Consider the following 15016-nt stretch of genomic DNA (forward strand, 5'->3'; position numbering starts at 1 on the left):
GGTGTCTCCAGGCATCTGCGAAATGCAGCGGTGGCGAAGTCGGTCAGGCATGAGCCCGGCCCGGTGTCCATCCTGTACGCCGTGGCGTCTCTGTCGCCTCTCAGTGACGTCTTAGCTGCCCCGATAGGTGCTGTACGACCACGGCGACACCAGCAGCGGCACGTGGTAGTGCGCACCGGCGTCGGCCACGCCAAAGCGCAGCACGACACGATCGACGAAGCGCGGCTCGGGGACCTTGGTGCCGATCGAAGCAAAGTAGTCGCCGGCGCCGAACACGAGTTCGTATTCGCCCGCGACCAGCGCGTCGCCTTCGAGCAGCGGCTGGTCGCAGCGGCCGTCGTCATTGGTGAGGGTGGTTTTCAGCGCGCGGCGCGCGTCGCCCGAGAGCGCGAAGAGTTCGACCTTGATGCCCGCGCCGGGACGGCCGTTGGCGGTGTCGAGCACATGGGTAGTGAGCTTTCCCATTCGCAATTTTCCTTATGTGAATGCGAGGTTTCGGCGGCGGCCCGATCCGGAATACGTTGCGGCGGATCGAGGCTCCACGTCAGTGGCTACATACCCGTCGGCGAATTGAAGCGAGCGCCGTGGCAGCCATTGTAAAAAGGATGTTCCCGTCCGCGCACGAGCGATAGGAAAGATAATCGCTGACACATGACAGCCCGCTGTAAGACTCGTCGCCATGCTTAGCACACTCCGCGCAAACCCTTGTCACGCGGTCGTGAGCGCCCTATGACCGGTTGTCTCGATCCTACCGGTGCCAAAAAAGCCCACTATATCGGCTGTGTGAGGTTGGGTATCGCAACGGCGTGAGTTGTCAGCGTTATTTTGGCCGTCGAAGGTTACGCCTGTGCGCAGCAGCAATGCCGCGCACCCCGAAGACGGCGTAGCACGCTGGGTAACCGGGCCAACGGCGTTCGAACGGACGCGGCGGCGCGGTGGCGTGTCCGTCGCATCGCGTTCGAACGACTTTGCACACGGTAGGGCGTACCGGCACAGCCGGCATCAGCCTCGCCGCTGCGGCCAGCCTGCACGATGGCGCGCCGCAACGGCGGCAATCAAAGCGGAGAAAACGAATGACGATGGAACAGCAGGCAGGTACGCGCGCAGACACAGGCGCAAGCGCAGGGAAGCGCGGCAAAACGATGCTGGTGAAGCACGCAGACGTGCTGGTCACGATGGACGGCGCCCGGCGCGAGTTGCGCGACGGCGGCCTGTATATCGAGGACAACCGGATCGTCGCAGTCGGACCGACGGCGGAGCTGCCGCAAACGGCCGACGAAGTGCTGGATATGCGTGGGCACCTGGTGATACCGGGTCTGATCAACACGCATCATCACATGTATCAAAGCCTGACGCGGGCAATTCCCGCCGCGCAGGACGCCGAGTTGTTCGGCTGGCTGACCAACCTTTATAAGGTGTGGGCGAATCTCACGCCGGAGATGATCGAAGTCTCGACGCTGACTGCGATGGCCGAGCTGTTGCTCTCGGGCTGCACGACCTCGAGCGACCATCTGTATATCTACCCGAACGGTAGCCGGCTCGACGACAGCATTGCGGCCGCGCGCCGGATCGGCATGCGCTTTCATGCCGCCCGCGGCAGCATGAGCGTGGGGCAGAAGGACGGCGGCTTGCCGCCCGACTCGGTGGTGGAACGTGAACCGGAGATTCTGAAGGACACGCAGCGCCTGATCGAGACGTATCACGACGAGGGACGGTACGCGATGCTGCGCGTGGTGGTCGCACCGTGTTCGCCGTTTTCGGTGAGTCGCGATCTGATGCGCGAATCGGCGGTGCTGGCGCGTCAATATGGCGTATCGCTGCACACGCACCTGGCGGAGAACGTCAACGATATTGCTTATAGCCGCGAGAAGTTCGGCATGACGCCGGCAGAGTATGCGGAGGACCTGGGCTGGGTGGGGCACGACGTGTGGCATGCCCACTGCGTGCAACTGGACGACGCCGGGATCGCGTTGTTCGCACGGACCGGCACGGGCGTCGCGCATTGCCCGTGTTCGAACATGCGCCTCGCCTCAGGCATTGCGCCGGTGAAGCGGATGCGGCTCGCGGGAGTGCCGGTGGGACTCGGCGTGGACGGCTCGGCGTCGAACGACGGCGCGCAGATGGTCGCGGAAGTGCGCCAGGCGCTGTTGCTGCAGCGGGTCGGTTTCGGTCCCGACGCGATGACCGCCCGCGAGGCGCTGGAGATCGCGACGCTGGGCGGCGCGAAGGTGCTCAACCGCGACGATATCGGCGCGCTGGCGCCAGGCATGGCGGCGGATTTCGTATCGTTCGACTTGCGTCAGCCGTTGTTTGCCGGCGCCTTGCACGATCCGGTGGCCGCGCTGGTGTTCTGCGCACCGTCGCAGGTGTCGTATAGCGTGATTGGCGGGAAGGTGGTGGTGAAGGACGGGCAATTGGCGACGCTTGAACTGGGCCCGGTGATCGAGCAGCACAACCGTCTGGCGAAAGCGCTGTATCAGGCTGCTGCCTGACAGGCGTAAGCCGGGCAGAACCTGACGCCCGCGTCCTGTGGCGCGGGCCTGCAGGACTTTAAGGCTTGTCGATCAGGGTCTTGGTCGCCTCGGCGACCAGGCTTCTCAACCACCGCACTTCATCGGAGTAGTGAACCCGTTCGTGCCACAGCTGGTAGTACTGCATCGGCGGGAAATCCAGCGGCGCGGGCACCACGGTGAGGGGTAGGAACTTCGCGTAGTAGTCCGCAAAAAGCCGCGTCGTCGTGAAGATCAGGTCCGACTTGATCAGCACATACGGCGCAAGGTTGAAGTACGGCAGAGTCACGACGACATGACGCTTCAGGCGCTCGCGCGCGAGGTGAACGTCGATCGCGCCGCGTTGGCCCACCGAATAGGGAGTAGGCGCAAGATGCGGAGCATTCAGATACTGGTCGAGCGTCAACCCGCCGCGCTTGGCGAACGGATGCGCGTTGCTCATCAGGCAGACGATCTGGTCGACAAACAGGTTCGACAGATGCAACTGCTCGGGCGGCTCCGGCCAGTTGCCGACCACGATATCGAGCTTGCCGTCCTCGAGCGCCAGTTCATAGTCGAACGCCGGTCCGAGCGAATGAAATTCCAGCGTCGCATTGGGCGCCGCCTGACGGAAGCGTTCGACCACAGTTGGCACGAACAGCACGTTCAGATAGTCGGGACAGCCGATCCGGTAGCAGCGGATCGAAGTGGCCGGGTCGAAATTGTGCTGCTGAAACTTGATGCGCTCGATTTCGCGCAGGGCGTTTTGCACCGGTTCGAGCAGACGCAGCCCGTATTCGGTCGGGACCATGCCGGACTTGCCGCGCACCAGCAGCGGGTCGCCGGTGATGTCGCGCAGACGCCGCAGCGCCGCGCTAATGGCGGGCTGGGACTGATTGAGTTTGACGGCCGCGCGCGTCACGCTGCGCTCCATCAACAGGGTATGCAAGACGCGCAATAAATATGTGTCGATCGCCTCGCGTTGCTGGCTCATGACTTCTCCGAAATATATGTTCTGGCTGATCGAACGGACCTTGGGGTATATGACTTTTAATATGAACACAAAGATGCGTCAAGAGAGGGATACCCGCACAGCACGCTCTGGCGCGGGTTTGCGGGGAATTTTGGCGGCTCGACTGACAGGGTCGAATTAGGTATTGTCATTTCACCAACAGGCAGGAACGGCGCATTCGTCCGGGGCGCGCCGCCTCGTTGCAACAGACCGTCACACGCGTATTACGGAAACTCATGGGCGATTCTTCTTCTTATAACGGCGACGCCGCCGCGCAGCTTGCGGGCGGTCCGGCTATCCCGGCTGCTGTGCCGCGCCTCGTGCTGGCGGGCATCACCAAGCAATATCCGGCCGTGCGGGCCAACGACGACGTGACGCTGGTCGTCGCACCCGGCGAAATCCATGCGGTACTCGGCGAAAACGGCGCGGGCAAAAGCACGCTGATGAAGATCATCTACGGCGCGGTGCGCCCGGACGCCGGCGAGATCCGTTGGGAAGGGCAAGCGGTGGAGATCGCGAGTCCGGCGGCCGCGCGCAAGCTCGGCATCGGCATGGTGTTCCAGCATTTCTCGCTGTTCGAGACGCTGACGGTGGGCGAGAACATCGCCCTTGCGCTCGACGAACCGTTCGACCTGAAGGCGCTGGCCAAACGCATCCGCGAGGTGTCGGCGGATTACGGCCTCGACATCGACCCGCAGCGCCACGTGCACAGCCTGACGGTGGGCGAGCGGCAGCGCGTCGAGATCGTGCGCTGTCTGCTGCAGAACCCGCGTCTGTTGATCATGGACGAACCGACGTCGGTGCTCACGCCGCAAGCGGTCCGCAAGCTGTTCGAAACGCTGCGGCGCCTCGCTGCCGAAGGCTGCAGCATTCTCTACATCAGCCATAAGCTCGACGAAATCCAGGAGCTGTGCGACACCGCCACGGTGATGCGCGGCGGCCGCGTGACCGGTCACGTGAAGCCGCGCGAGGAAACCCACGCGTCGCTCGCGCAATTGATGGTCGGCCATTCGCTGCCCGACTACACGCGCCGCAAACATACGCCGGGTGACGTGCTGCTCGATGTGAAGCATCTGTCGGCGGCCAGCGACGATCCGTTCGGCACCTCGCTCGACGACGTCTCGTTCAGCGTGCACGCGGGCGAGATCTTCGGCATCGCGGGCGTGTCGGGCAACGGCCAGGCCGAACTGCTGTCGGCGCTGTCCGGCGAGCAGCGCGGCGCGCGTGCCGATGCGATCGCGATCTGCGGCAAGCCCGCAGGCCGGCTCAGTGCCGGTGGACGCCGCTCGCTCGGCTTCGGCTTCGTGCCGGAGGAGCGTCTCGGGCGCGGTGCGGTGCCCGCCATGACGCTCGCGGAAAACGCGCTGCTGACGGGGTATCGGCAGAAGATGGTGAACACCGGCTGGATCAAGGCCGGCGTGATGCGCGCTTTCGCGAAGCAATGCATCGATGCGTTCGACGTGCGCTGCGGCGGCACCGAAGCGCTCGCGCAAAGCCTGTCGGGCGGCAATCTGCAGAAGTACATCGTCGGACGCGAGATTCTGCAGGCGCCGAAGGTGCTGGTGGTCGCGCAGCCCACGTGGGGCGTCGACGTCGGCGCCGCCGCGTTCATTCGTCAGCAGTTGCTGGATCTGTCGGCGCGCGGCGTCGCGATTCTGGTGATCTCCGAAGAGCTCGAAGAACTGTTCGATATCTGCGACCGCATCGCGGTGCTCGCGCGCGGCCGGCTGTCGCCGGTGCGCGTCACGGGCGACACCAATGCCGAGGAGATCGGCCGATGGATGGCGGGCCTGTTCGGCGGCCGGGAAGAGGGCGCGGCGCCTTCGCCTGAAGAACCGGCGCATGTCTGAGCGTGCCTACGCCGCGAATGGCTCACGACGCACTGTTATCGCCCCCATGGAACACCTGAAACCTCACGCTCACGCATAACCCTACGGCACCACGCAGACTCATGATCTTTCCGTACCGACTCGAAGCCCGCACCGCGCCCTCGCGCACGATGCAGCTCGCCGTCCCGCTGATCGCCGCGCTGCTCACGCTCGCGCTCGGTTTCCTGATTTTCGGCCTGGTTGGCCGCGACCCGCTGGAGGCGATGCATGCCTTCTTTATCGAACCGCTGTCCGATGTGAACGGCTGGTCCGAACTGCTGCTCAAGGCGTCGCCGTTGTGCCTGATCGGACTTGGCCTCGCCATCGGCTATCGGGCTAACGTCTGGAACATCGGCGCCGAAGGACAGATGCTGCTCGGCGGCATTGCCGCGAGCGGCGTGGCGATCTATTTCGACCAGGCAAGCGGCTGGTGGATTCTGCCTGCCATGATGCTGGCCGGCGTCGCCGGTGGCATGGTGTGGGCGGCGATTCCTGCGTTTCTGAAGAGCCGCTACAACACCAATGAAATCCTGACGAGCCTGATGCTCACCTACGTCGCCGCGCAGTTGCTGATCTATCTGGTCAGCGGTCCGTGGCGCGATCCGCAGGGCATGAATTTCCCGCTCTCCGAGATGTTCAGCGGCGACGCGCTTTACCCCACGTTTTCCGGCGACTGGCACTGGAAATTCCTGCGCGGCACGCGTCTGAATGCGTCGATCTTCGTCACGCTGGTGGCGATTCCGCTCGTCTGGCTGTTCATGCGCAAGAGCTTTGCGGGCTTTCGCATGAACGTGGGTGGTCTCGCGCCGCTCGCCGCACGCTACGCCGGTTTCTCGGACAAGAAGACCATCTGGACTTCGCTGCTGATCAGCGGCGGTCTCGCGGGTCTGGCCGGCATGGGGGAAATCTCGGGGCCGATCGGCCAGTTGCAGGCGACCTGGTCGCCGGGTTATGGCTTCACGGCGATCATCGTGGTGTTCGTGGGCCGGCTGCATCCGCTCGGTATTGTGCTGGCGAGCCTCCTGATGGCGCTGCTGTACCTGGGCGGTGAAGCGGTGCAGACCTCGATGCAGTTGCCGCAGGCGCTCTCCGGCGTGTTCCAGGGGCTGTTGCTGTTCTGCCTGCTGGGCGCCGACCTGTTTGTGAACTACCGCGTGCGCCGCCGTACCACGGCCGCTCATGTGACTAATGAAGCCCACTGATTTTCCCCGACCGGTCTTATGGATATTCAACAAGCTAGCGCGCTCACCTCGAGCGCCGTCACCGCCGCGATTCCGCTGATGTTTGCAGGCGTGGGCGAACTCGTCACCGAAAAATCGGGGGTCCTAAACCTCGGCGTGGAAGGCATGATGCTGATGGGCGCCGTCAGTGGTTACGCGGTCACGTCGGTCACCGGCGACCCGTGGCTCGGGGTGCTGGCATCGATCGTGGCCGGGCTCGCCATGTCGCTGCTGTTCGGCTTCCTCACGTTGACCATGCTGGCCAATCAGGTTGCCACGGGTCTTTCGCTGACGATCTTCGGCATCGGCTTGTCGGCTTATGTCGGCAAGCCGTATACGTCGGCGGCCGTGCGCGCGTCGATCGACGTGTGGACCATTCCGTTGCTCTCGAAGATCCCCGTGCTGGGGCCGGCGTTTTTCAGTCTGACGCCGCTCGACTACCTCGCGTTCATCATGTTCGCCGTAGTGGGCTGGTTTCTGTACCGCACGCGCGCCGGCCTCGTGCTGCGCTCGGTCGGCGAGTCGCCACAGGTGGCGCACTCGGTAGGCTTCCCGGTGATCGGCGTGCGCTACGGCGCGGTCGCGTTCGGCGGCGGCATGGCGGGTCTGGCCGGCGGCTACTACTCGATTGTCAATCTGCACCTGTGGCAGGAACAGCTCACCTCGGGCCGTGGCTGGATCGCGCTGGCGCTGGTGGTGTTTTCCACGTGGCGTCCGGGGCGTTTGCTGATCGGCGCGCTGCTGTTCGGCGCCGTGACCGGCCTGCAGTTCTATGCGCAGGCGATCGGCGTGCCGGTGCCCACGCAGTTCCTCGCGATGCTGCCGTACGTCGCGACGATCGTGGTGCTGGTGCTGATCTCGCGCAATCCGAATACGATCCGCCTGAACGCGCCGGCGTCGCTCGGCAAGCCTTTCTTTGCGGCGGGTTAGCCGCTTCGGCCCGCTAATTAAACGGTTTCAACGCACGGTTTGAACGAATCAATTACACGACAGGAGAAAACATGAAGAGAAGAAATCTGCTGACCGCTGCGGCGCTGGGAGCCGTTTCGCTCGGCCTTGGCGTAACGCTGTCGCAAACCGCGCAGGCTGCAGATGTGCCGGGCGTGGCGTTTGTCTACCTCGGCAACCCGGGGGACGCCGGCTGGACCTACGCGCACGACCAGGGTTCGAAGGAAGCCGAAGCGAAGTTCGGCAGCAAGATCAGGATCACGCGGATCGAGAACGTGCCTGAGTCGGCCGACTCGGAACGCGTCTTCCGCGATCTCGCCAACAAGGGCAACAAGATCATCATCGGCTCGAGCTTCGGCTACCAGGATTTCGAACTGAAGGTCGCGAAGGACTTCCCGGACACGGTATTCCTGCACGCAACCGGCTACAAGAAGGCGCCGAACTTCGGCACCTATGACGTGCGGATGTATCAGGGCGCGTATCTCGCCGGCGTCGCCGCAGGCTACGTGACGAAGACCAACACGCTGGGCTTTGTCGCTTCGGTGCCGATTCCCGAAGTGATCCGCAACATCAACGCGTACACGCTCGGCGCGCGCTCGGTGAATCCGAAGATCCACACCAAGGTCATCTGGATCAACAGCTGGTTCGATCCGGGCAAGGAAAAGCAGGCGGCCGAAACGCTGATCGGCCAGGGCGCCGACGTGCTGCTGCAGAACACCGATTCAAGCGCGACCCTGGCGACGGCTTCGGAAAAGCACGTGCATGCGTTCGGCTGGGATTCGGACATGAAGAAGTTCGGTCCTGATGCGCATCTGGGCTCGGTGGTGGGCAACTGGGGCGTCTATTACACCGCGGTGATCCAGCAGGTGCTGGACGGCAAGTGGAAGAACGATCCGGTGTGGTGGGGCATTCCGCAGAAGGCCGTCGGCCTGGACGACCTGAACACCTCGGCGATTCCGGCCAATGCGCTGAAGGATGTCGAGGCGAAGCGCGAGCAGATCGCGGGCGGCAAGTGGGACGTGTTCACCGGTCCGATCAAGGATCAGGCGGGTGAGGTGAAGGTGCCGGCCGGCAAGTCGCTGACCGATCCGGAACTGCAGCGTATCAACTGGTATGTGGAGGGGGTGGACGGCGCATTGCCGAAGTGATGGCCGACGCCGGATAACCCGAACGATCGACCAGGCGGCGGCGTAGCAGCCGCTGCTTTTAAGGGCTGCGTCCTCGCGGGCGCAGCTTTTTTTCTTACTCGATCCGCAGACCGACCTTGATGGTCACCTGCCAATGCACGACCTTGTCGTCTTCGATCTGGCCCCGCGTTTCCGTCACTTCGAACCAATGCAGATTGCGCAGCGTCTTGGACGCTTTTTCGATCGCGGTGCGGATCGCATCGTCGCTCGACTTGGCCGATGAGCCGGTCAACTCGATCTGCTTGTAGACGTGGTCTTTCATCTTCTCCTCCTTCTTCTTCAGGTTAGTGAAAAAAGTATAGGCAATCGCGCCCGATGCGCACTGCCGGGTCATGGCGCACATCGCGTGCCTGGTATGGCGGGATGAGGAAACGACTAGGTGTGGCCTAGGTGCGGACTACCATCTTGATAACCTGCTAAAATGATAGGTTGTTCGCCGCAAATTCATTCAAAGGACGCGCCGTGCTGTCTACCGCAAATATCACCATGCAATTCGGGCCCAAGCCCCTCTTCGAGAACATCTCGGTCAAATTCGGGGGAGGGAACCGCTATGGCCTGATTGGTGCGAATGGCTGCGGCAAATCCACTTTCATGAAGATTCTGGGCAGCGATCTGGAACCGAGCTCCGGCAACGTGATGCTCGAACCGAACGTGCGCCTGGGCAAGTTGCGCCAGGACCAGTTCGCGTATGAAGACGTGCGCGTGCTCGACGTCGTGATGATGGGTCACACTGAAATGTGGAACGCCATGACCGAGCGCGATGCGATCTACGCGAACCCGGACGCGACCGACGACGACTACATGCACGCCGCCGAACTCGAAGCGAAGTTCGCCGAGTACGACGGCTACACGGCCGAAGCGCGTGCCGGCGAACTGTTGCTCGGCATCGGCATTGCCATCGAAGACCACAACGGCCCGATGAGCAACGTGGCGCCGGGCTGGAAGCTGCGCGTGCTGCTTGCGCAGGCGCTGTTCTCGAAGCCGGACGTGCTGCTGCTGGACGAGCCGACCAACAACCTGGACATCAACTCGATCCGTTGGCTGGAAGACATGCTCAACCAGTACAACTCGACGATGATCATCATCTCGCACGATCGACACTTCCTGAACCAGGTCTGCACGCACATGGCGGACATGGACTACGGCACGCTGAAGGTCTATCCGGGCAACTACGACGACTACATGCTGGCCAGCACGCAAGCGCGCGAGCGCCAGCAGAACGCCAACGCCAAGGCGAAGGAACGCGTCGCCGACCTGCAGGACTTCGTGCGCCGCTTCTCGGCCAACAAGTCGAAGGCGCGTCAGGCTACCAGCCGTCTGAAGATGATCGACAAGATCAAGATCGAGGAATTCAAGCCTTCGTCGCGGCAGAACCCGTTCATCCGCTTCGAGTACGAGAAGAAGCTGCACAACATCGCGGTGGTGGCCGACACCATCACGAAGAAGTACGAGCGCACGATTTTCAGCAACTTCAGCATCAGCGTTCAGCCGGGCGAGCGCATCGCCATCATCGGCCAGAACGGCGCCGGCAAGACCACGCTGCTGCGTTCGCTGCAAGGCGGCGTGAAGACGGACCACGGCACGGTCAAGTGGGCCGAGAACGCGAATGTCGGCTACATGCCGCAGGACACGTACGAAGAGTTTCCGGACGACGTCACGTTGATGGACTGGATTGACGGCTACCGTCAGGAAGGCGACGACGAGCAGATGGTGCGCGGCACGCTGGGCCGTCTGCTGTTCAATGCGGACGATATCCGCAAGTCGGTGAAGGTGCTCTCCGGCGGCGAGAAGGGCCGCATGATCTGGGGCAAGCTGATGCTGGGCCGCCACAACGTGCTGCTGATGGACGAGCCGACCAACCACATGGACATGGAATCGATCGAGTCGCTGCAGATCGCGCTCGACAAGTACGAAGGCACACTGATCTTCGTGTCGCACGACCGGGAGTTTGTGAGCGGGTTGGCGAACCGGATTATTGAAGTGCGCACGGATGGTACGCTGTACGACTTCGGTGGCAATTACGAGGACTTCCTGGCGAGCCAGGGTGTGCAGTAAGCCGCAGGTGTCCGTTTGATGATGTAGCCGCGTTGTATCCGTCGGATTGTCCGATGGGTGCAACGCGGATCTTGCAGCAACGCGATTCTCGATCGCGCTTCAACTCCCTCTCGTCTTTTCTTCCCGTAGTGCCTCCCTCCAACGCCTGGCACGACGTCTTCCCGCGTCCACAAAATATGACGCATCGTCTGCGCTTTCCTTGGCCAGGATCAAATTTCACCTGAGGCTTCACTCGTAGAATCCGGCGGCGTACGCATTAACTGCGTGGGTTGCGTGTTGCAAAGGTGCAGCTGATTCGGGGGTAGCTCAATGAAAAGCAGGCAAATATGATGAACAAGGGAGTCCTCAACAACAGGGTATGGATACCCGCCGCGGCCGTGCTGGCTGCGTGTCTCTCAGGGTGTAGCAAGCTCGACGTGCTCGACCCGAAAGGGAGCATCGGCGTAGCCGAGAAGTCGCTGATCGGCACCGCGACGTTCACGATGCTCATCGTCGTCGTCCCGGTCATTCTGATGACGCTGTGGTTTGCCTGGCGCTATCGCGCCAGCAACCGTCACGCGACGTACGCGCCGAAATGGGCGCACTCCACGGCGATCGAAGTGGTGATCTGGACGGTCCCGTCCATCATCATCCTGTGTCTCGGGGTGCTGACATGGAAGACCACGCACGAGCTCGATCCGTACAAGCCTATCCAGTCGGCCGTCAAGCCCATCAATGTGGAAGTGGTGGCGCTCGACTGGAAGTGGCTCTTCATTTACCCGGATCTCGGCATCGCGTCGGTCAATCAACTGGCTTTCCCGGTGGGGACGCCTGTTAATTTCCTGATCACGTCGGACTCGGTCATGAACTCGTTTTTCATCCCGCAACTGGGTAGCCAGATCTACGCCATGGCGGGCATGCAAACGCAGTTGCACCTCGTGGCGGACGAAGCAGGCGACTACGCCGGCGTCTCGGCCAACTTCAGCGGCAAGGGTTTTTCGGACATGAAGTTCCGCGCGCTCGCCACCAACCCCGAGCAGTTCAACGCGTGGGTGGACAAGGTCAAGGCGTCGTCCGGCCGGCTCGACATGAACGCATACAACACCGTGGCGCAGCCGAGCGAGAGGGAGCCGGTGCGCTACTTCTCGTCGGTCGATCCGAAGCTGTTCCACAACATCATTGCAAAGTACAACAACGGCAATGTTCTCGATTTGCAGAACAGCAATTGCGGTACGAAGGGGTAACACATGTTCGGAAAACTGACACTTTCGGCGATTCCGTTCGATCAGCCCATCATCATGGGCGCGGCCGCCTTGATGGCTGTGCTCGTCCTCGCTGCACTGGGCGCGCTGACCTGGTTCGGCAAGTGGAAATGGCTGTGGAGCGAATGGCTCACCAGCGTCGATCACAAGAAGATCGGCGTGATGTACATCGTGGTGGCCGTCCTGATGCTGCTGCGCGGCTTTGCCGATGCGGTCATGATGCGTCTGCAACTGGCGCTGGCCTTTCATTCGCCGGGCTATCTGCCGCCGCATCACTACGACCAGATCTTTACGGCGCACGGCGTCATCATGATCTTCTTCATGGCGATGGCGTTGATGGTGGGCCTGTTCAACCTCATCGTGCCGCTGCAGATCGGCGCACGCGACGTGGCGTTCCCGTTCCTGAACTCGCTCTCGTTCTGGATGACCGCGATCAGCGCGATCCTGATCAACCTGTCGCTCGTGATCGGTGAATTTGCGCAGGTTGGCTGGCTTGCGTATCCGCCGCTGTCGGAGCTGCAGTTCAGTCCGGGCGTGGGAGTCGACTACTACATCTGGAGCCTGCAGTTGTCGGGCGTCGGCACGCTGATCACCGCCATCAACTTCTTCGTCACCATTATCCGGATGCGCGCACCGGGCATGTCGCTGATGAAGATGCCGGTGTTCACGTGGACGGCGCTGTGCTCGAACATCCTGATCATGGCGACGTTTCCGATTCTCACGGTGACGCTCGCGCTGCTCGGCCTCGACCGCTATCTCGGCATGCACTTCTTTACGAACGACGGCGGCGGCAACGCCATGATGTACCTGAACCTGATCTGGGCATGGGGTCACCCCGAGGTCTACATTCTGGTTCTGCCTGCGTTCGGCATCTATTCGGAAGTGATCGCCACGTTCGCGAAGAAGCCGCTGTTCGGCTACCGCACAATGGTGTATGCAACCTGCGTGATCACAGTGCTGGCGTTCCTCGTCTGGCTGCATCACTTCTTCACGATGGGTTCCGGCGCGGACGTCAATGCGTTTTTCGGCATTATGACCATGGTCATCGCCATTCCGACCGGCGTAAAGATATTCAACTGGCTGTTCACGATCTATCGTGGGCGCGTCGAATTCACCACTCCGGTGCTGTGGACGATCGGCTTCATGATCACGTTCACGATCGGCGGCATGACCGGCGTGATGATGGCGATTCCCGGCGCGGACTTCGTGCTGCATAACAGCCTGTTCCTGATCGCCCACTTCCATAACGCCATCATCGGCGGTGTGGTGTTCGGGTATCTGGCCGGCGTTCACTACTGGTTCCCAAAGGTCTTCGGCATCAAGCTGAACGAGAAACTCGGCAAGGCCGCATTCTGGCTCTGGTTCGTCGGCTTTTACGTGTCGTTCATGCCGCTCTATGTGCTCGGCTTCATGGGCATGACGCGACGCCTGAACCACTATGACAACCCGGCATGGCATCCGTGGCTGATCTTCGCTGCATGCGGCGTGGTGTTCATCGCGCTTGGCGTGGTCTGCCAGGTGCTGCAGGTGATTGTCACCGTGCGCAATCGCCAACTGCCTGAGTATCGCGACGTCAACGGCGATCCGTGGGACGGTCGGACGCTCGAATGGGCCACGTCGTCGCCGCCACCGGTCTACAACTTCGCGACCATCCCGGTGGTGCATGAGCTCGACGCGTTCACGCACATGAAGGAAACGGCGCAAGGCCTCGGCAAGGAGACGGTGTACAGCGACATTCATATGCCGTCGAACACCAGCGCAGGTTTCTTTATCGGCATCTTTAGCCTGTTGGTGGGTTTTGCCGGGGTCTGGCATATCACATGGCTCGCAGTGGCGGCGCTCGTCGCCATCATGGCGACGGTGATCGGCCGCAGCTTCGGCGACAACAGCGGCTATTTCATCCCCGCCGAAACGGTGCGCCGGACCGAAGAGAACAACGGCCGGGCAAGTCAAGCGAAACGGGGCGACGTGTTCGCCGCTGCGGAGGTCAACTGATGTCACACAGCACTCATATCGCCGCATTAGGCGAGCGGCACAGCGAACACGCACCGTCTCACTCGGTGTTCGGCTTCTGGCTTTATCTGATGACCGACTGCGTGCTGTTTGCGTCGCTATTCGCGGTGTTCGCCGTGATGGCGCATCAGTTCGCGGGCGGCCCGTCGGGCAAGGACCTGTTCGACATTCCCGGTGTCGCGCTGGAGACGGCCGTGCTGCTGCTGAGCAGTATCACCTACGGCTTTGCCATGCTCGGCGCGCATAAGCGCAAGTCGGGCGTCGTGCTGAGCTGGCTGGCCATTACGTTCGTGCTGGGCCTCGCGTTTCTCTGGTTCGAAATGCAGGAGTTTTCGCACCTGATCGCCGAAGGCGCCGGGCCGAGCCGCAGCGCGTTCCTCTCGTCGTTCTTCACGCTGGTCGGCACGCACGGCTTGCACGTAACGGTGGGACTCATCTGGATGGTCGTACTGGCCGTGCAGATCGTGATCAAGCCCGAAATGTCGGAGCGCGAGATTACACGCCTCGCGTGCCTGAGTCTCTTCTGGCACTTTCTGGATATCGTGTGGATCTGTGTGTTTACGTTTGTCTATCTTGGGAGCGTGCTCTAAATGGCTCATACGCAATCGCTTCATGAAGAAGAGGCGCACGGCAGCGCGTTCGGCTATGTTGCCGGTTTTGTCCTCGCCGTGTTGCTGACGGCCGCGGCGTTTGGGCTGGTGATGGGCGGCATGCTGCCCGCGCAGTCAGCCATGGCGGTGCTGGCTGTGCTGGCGTTCGTGCAGATCGTCGTGCATCTGGTGTTCTTCCTGCATCTGAATACGTCGTCCGGTCAGCGCTGGAACGTGATGGCGCTGTGTTATACGGCGGTGGCCGCGATCGTTCTGATCGGCGGCACGATGTGGGTCATGCATAACGTCAGCATGAACATGATGTCGCGGTAAGCGTCGTGCTCGTTGGGTTGAGGCGACCACAGGACGCCACGCGTCTTCTTCGCCGGCTGC

13 protein-coding genes are annotated in these 15016 nt (G+C 62.1%); 10 read left to right on the plus strand and 3 right to left on the minus strand.

The genetic code is table 11. From position 1 onward, the window contains the following. Nucleotides 1–111 precede the first annotated feature (111 nt). Nucleotides 112–465, minus strand: a complete 354-nt coding sequence (uraH, locus tag P3T42_RS00355; protein ID WP_429304849.1) for a hydroxyisourate hydrolase — start codon at nt 463–465, stop codon at nt 112–114. Nucleotides 466–1073: 608 nt separating this feature from the next. Here uraH and P3T42_RS00360 point away from each other — a divergent pair. Further along, nucleotides 1074–2492: an 8-oxoguanine deaminase gene (locus tag P3T42_RS00360; RefSeq protein ID WP_074301653.1), complete on the plus strand. Its 1419-nt coding sequence runs from the start codon at nt 1074–1076 to the stop codon at nt 2490–2492. 58 nt (nt 2493–2550) lie between these two features. Here the strand turns inward: P3T42_RS00360 and P3T42_RS00365 are convergent, their stop codons facing one another. Then, the gene (locus P3T42_RS00365; RefSeq protein WP_012433318.1) at nt 2551–3483 is read right to left on the minus strand and encodes a LysR substrate-binding domain-containing protein; all 933 of its coding nucleotides are present in this window, start codon (nt 3481–3483) and stop codon (nt 2551–2553) included. A 254-nt stretch (nt 3484–3737) separates the two neighbouring features. On the opposite strand from P3T42_RS00365, the gene P3T42_RS00370 reads away from it, so the two are divergent. The 4 genes from P3T42_RS00370 to P3T42_RS00385 all read left to right on the plus strand — a co-directional run bounded on the left by P3T42_RS00370 (nt 3738) and on the right by P3T42_RS00385 (nt 8685). After that, a complete protein-coding gene (locus P3T42_RS00370; protein ID WP_429304850.1) occupies nt 3738–5351 on the plus strand; it encodes an ABC transporter ATP-binding protein in 1614 nt (537 codons plus the stop codon). Nucleotides 5352–5452: 101 nt separating this feature from the next. Further along, nucleotides 5453–6571 (plus strand): ABC transporter permease, encoded by a 1119-nt coding sequence (locus P3T42_RS00375; protein ID WP_429304851.1) that lies wholly within the window; start codon nt 5453–5455, stop codon nt 6569–6571. 18 nt (nt 6572–6589) lie between these two features. Beyond that, nucleotides 6590–7519 (plus strand): ABC transporter permease, encoded by a 930-nt coding sequence (locus tag P3T42_RS00380; protein WP_074299502.1) that lies wholly within the window; start codon nt 6590–6592, stop codon nt 7517–7519. A gap of 71 nt (nt 7520–7590) precedes the next feature. After that, nucleotides 7591–8685, plus strand: a complete 1095-nt coding sequence (locus P3T42_RS00385) for a BMP family ABC transporter substrate-binding protein (RefSeq protein WP_429304852.1) — start codon at nt 7591–7593, stop codon at nt 8683–8685. A gap of 94 nt (nt 8686–8779) precedes the next feature. Here the strand turns inward: P3T42_RS00385 and P3T42_RS00390 are convergent, their stop codons facing one another. Continuing rightward, the gene (locus P3T42_RS00390; RefSeq protein WP_074301652.1) at nt 8780–8986 is read right to left on the minus strand and encodes a dodecin; all 207 of its coding nucleotides are present in this window, start codon (nt 8984–8986) and stop codon (nt 8780–8782) included. Between the two features lie 200 nt (nt 8987–9186). On the opposite strand from P3T42_RS00390, the gene P3T42_RS00395 reads away from it, so the two are divergent. The 5 genes from P3T42_RS00395 to cyoD all read left to right on the plus strand — a co-directional run bounded on the left by P3T42_RS00395 (nt 9187) and on the right by cyoD (nt 14956). Next, nucleotides 9187–10779 carry an ABC-F family ATPase gene (locus P3T42_RS00395; RefSeq protein ID WP_074301651.1) on the plus strand — a complete coding sequence of 531 codons (1593 nt, stop codon included), beginning with the start codon at nt 9187–9189 and terminating at the stop codon, nt 10777–10779. A gap of 329 nt (nt 10780–11108) precedes the next feature. After that, on the plus strand, nt 11109–12002 hold the full coding sequence (gene cyoA, locus P3T42_RS00400) for a ubiquinol oxidase subunit II (RefSeq protein WP_429305239.1): 894 nt from the start codon (nt 11109–11111) through the stop codon (nt 12000–12002). Nucleotides 12003–12005: 3 nt separating this feature from the next. After that, entirely contained in the window at nt 12006–14015 is a 2010-nt protein-coding gene (cyoB, locus tag P3T42_RS00405) for a cytochrome o ubiquinol oxidase subunit I (protein WP_429304853.1), read from the plus strand. Further along, nucleotides 14015–14623, plus strand: coding sequence for a cytochrome o ubiquinol oxidase subunit III (gene cyoC / locus P3T42_RS00410; RefSeq protein ID WP_429304854.1), 609 nt, complete (start codon nt 14015–14017; stop codon nt 14621–14623). Before cyoB ends, cyoC begins: the two co-directional genes overlap by 1 nt. Then, nucleotides 14624–14956: a cytochrome o ubiquinol oxidase subunit IV gene (cyoD, locus tag P3T42_RS00415; protein WP_074299492.1), complete on the plus strand. Its 333-nt coding sequence runs from the start codon at nt 14624–14626 to the stop codon at nt 14954–14956. Nucleotides 14957–15016 lie beyond the last annotated feature (60 nt).

The sequence above is a fragment of the Paraburkholderia sp. GAS38 genome (assembly GCF_050434965.1).
GTDB lineage: Bacteria > Pseudomonadota > Gammaproteobacteria > Burkholderiales > Burkholderiaceae > Paraburkholderia > Paraburkholderia phenazinium_A.

Bases quoted from the DNA above. Each gene is read 5' to 3' on its own strand.
- cyoA (WP_429305239.1), top strand. From the start codon at position 11,109: ATGAACAAGGGAGTCCTCAACAACAGGGTATGGATACCCGCCGCGGCC.
- P3T42_RS00390 (WP_074301652.1), bottom strand. From the start codon at position 8,986: ATGAAAGACCACGTCTACAAGCAGATCGAGTTGACCGGCTCATCGGCC.
- P3T42_RS00385 (WP_429304852.1), top strand. From the start codon at position 7,591: ATGAAGAGAAGAAATCTGCTGACCGCTGCGGCGCTGGGAGCCGTTTCG.
- P3T42_RS00365 (WP_012433318.1), bottom strand. From the start codon at position 3,483: ATGAGCCAGCAACGCGAGGCGATCGACACATATTTATTGCGCGTCTTG.
- P3T42_RS00375 (WP_429304851.1), top strand. From the start codon at position 5,453: ATGATCTTTCCGTACCGACTCGAAGCCCGCACCGCGCCCTCGCGCACG.
- cyoC (WP_429304854.1), top strand. From the start codon at position 14,015: ATGTCACACAGCACTCATATCGCCGCATTAGGCGAGCGGCACAGCGAA.
- P3T42_RS00370 (WP_429304850.1), top strand. From the start codon at position 3,738: ATGGGCGATTCTTCTTCTTATAACGGCGACGCCGCCGCGCAGCTTGCG.
- P3T42_RS00380 (WP_074299502.1), top strand. From the start codon at position 6,590: ATGGATATTCAACAAGCTAGCGCGCTCACCTCGAGCGCCGTCACCGCC.
- cyoD (WP_074299492.1), top strand. From the start codon at position 14,624: ATGGCTCATACGCAATCGCTTCATGAAGAAGAGGCGCACGGCAGCGCG.
- P3T42_RS00360 (WP_074301653.1), top strand. From the start codon at position 1,074: ATGACGATGGAACAGCAGGCAGGTACGCGCGCAGACACAGGCGCAAGC.
- cyoB (WP_429304853.1), top strand. From the start codon at position 12,006: ATGTTCGGAAAACTGACACTTTCGGCGATTCCGTTCGATCAGCCCATC.
- uraH (WP_429304849.1), bottom strand. From the start codon at position 465: ATGGGAAAGCTCACTACCCATGTGCTCGACACCGCCAACGGCCGTCCC.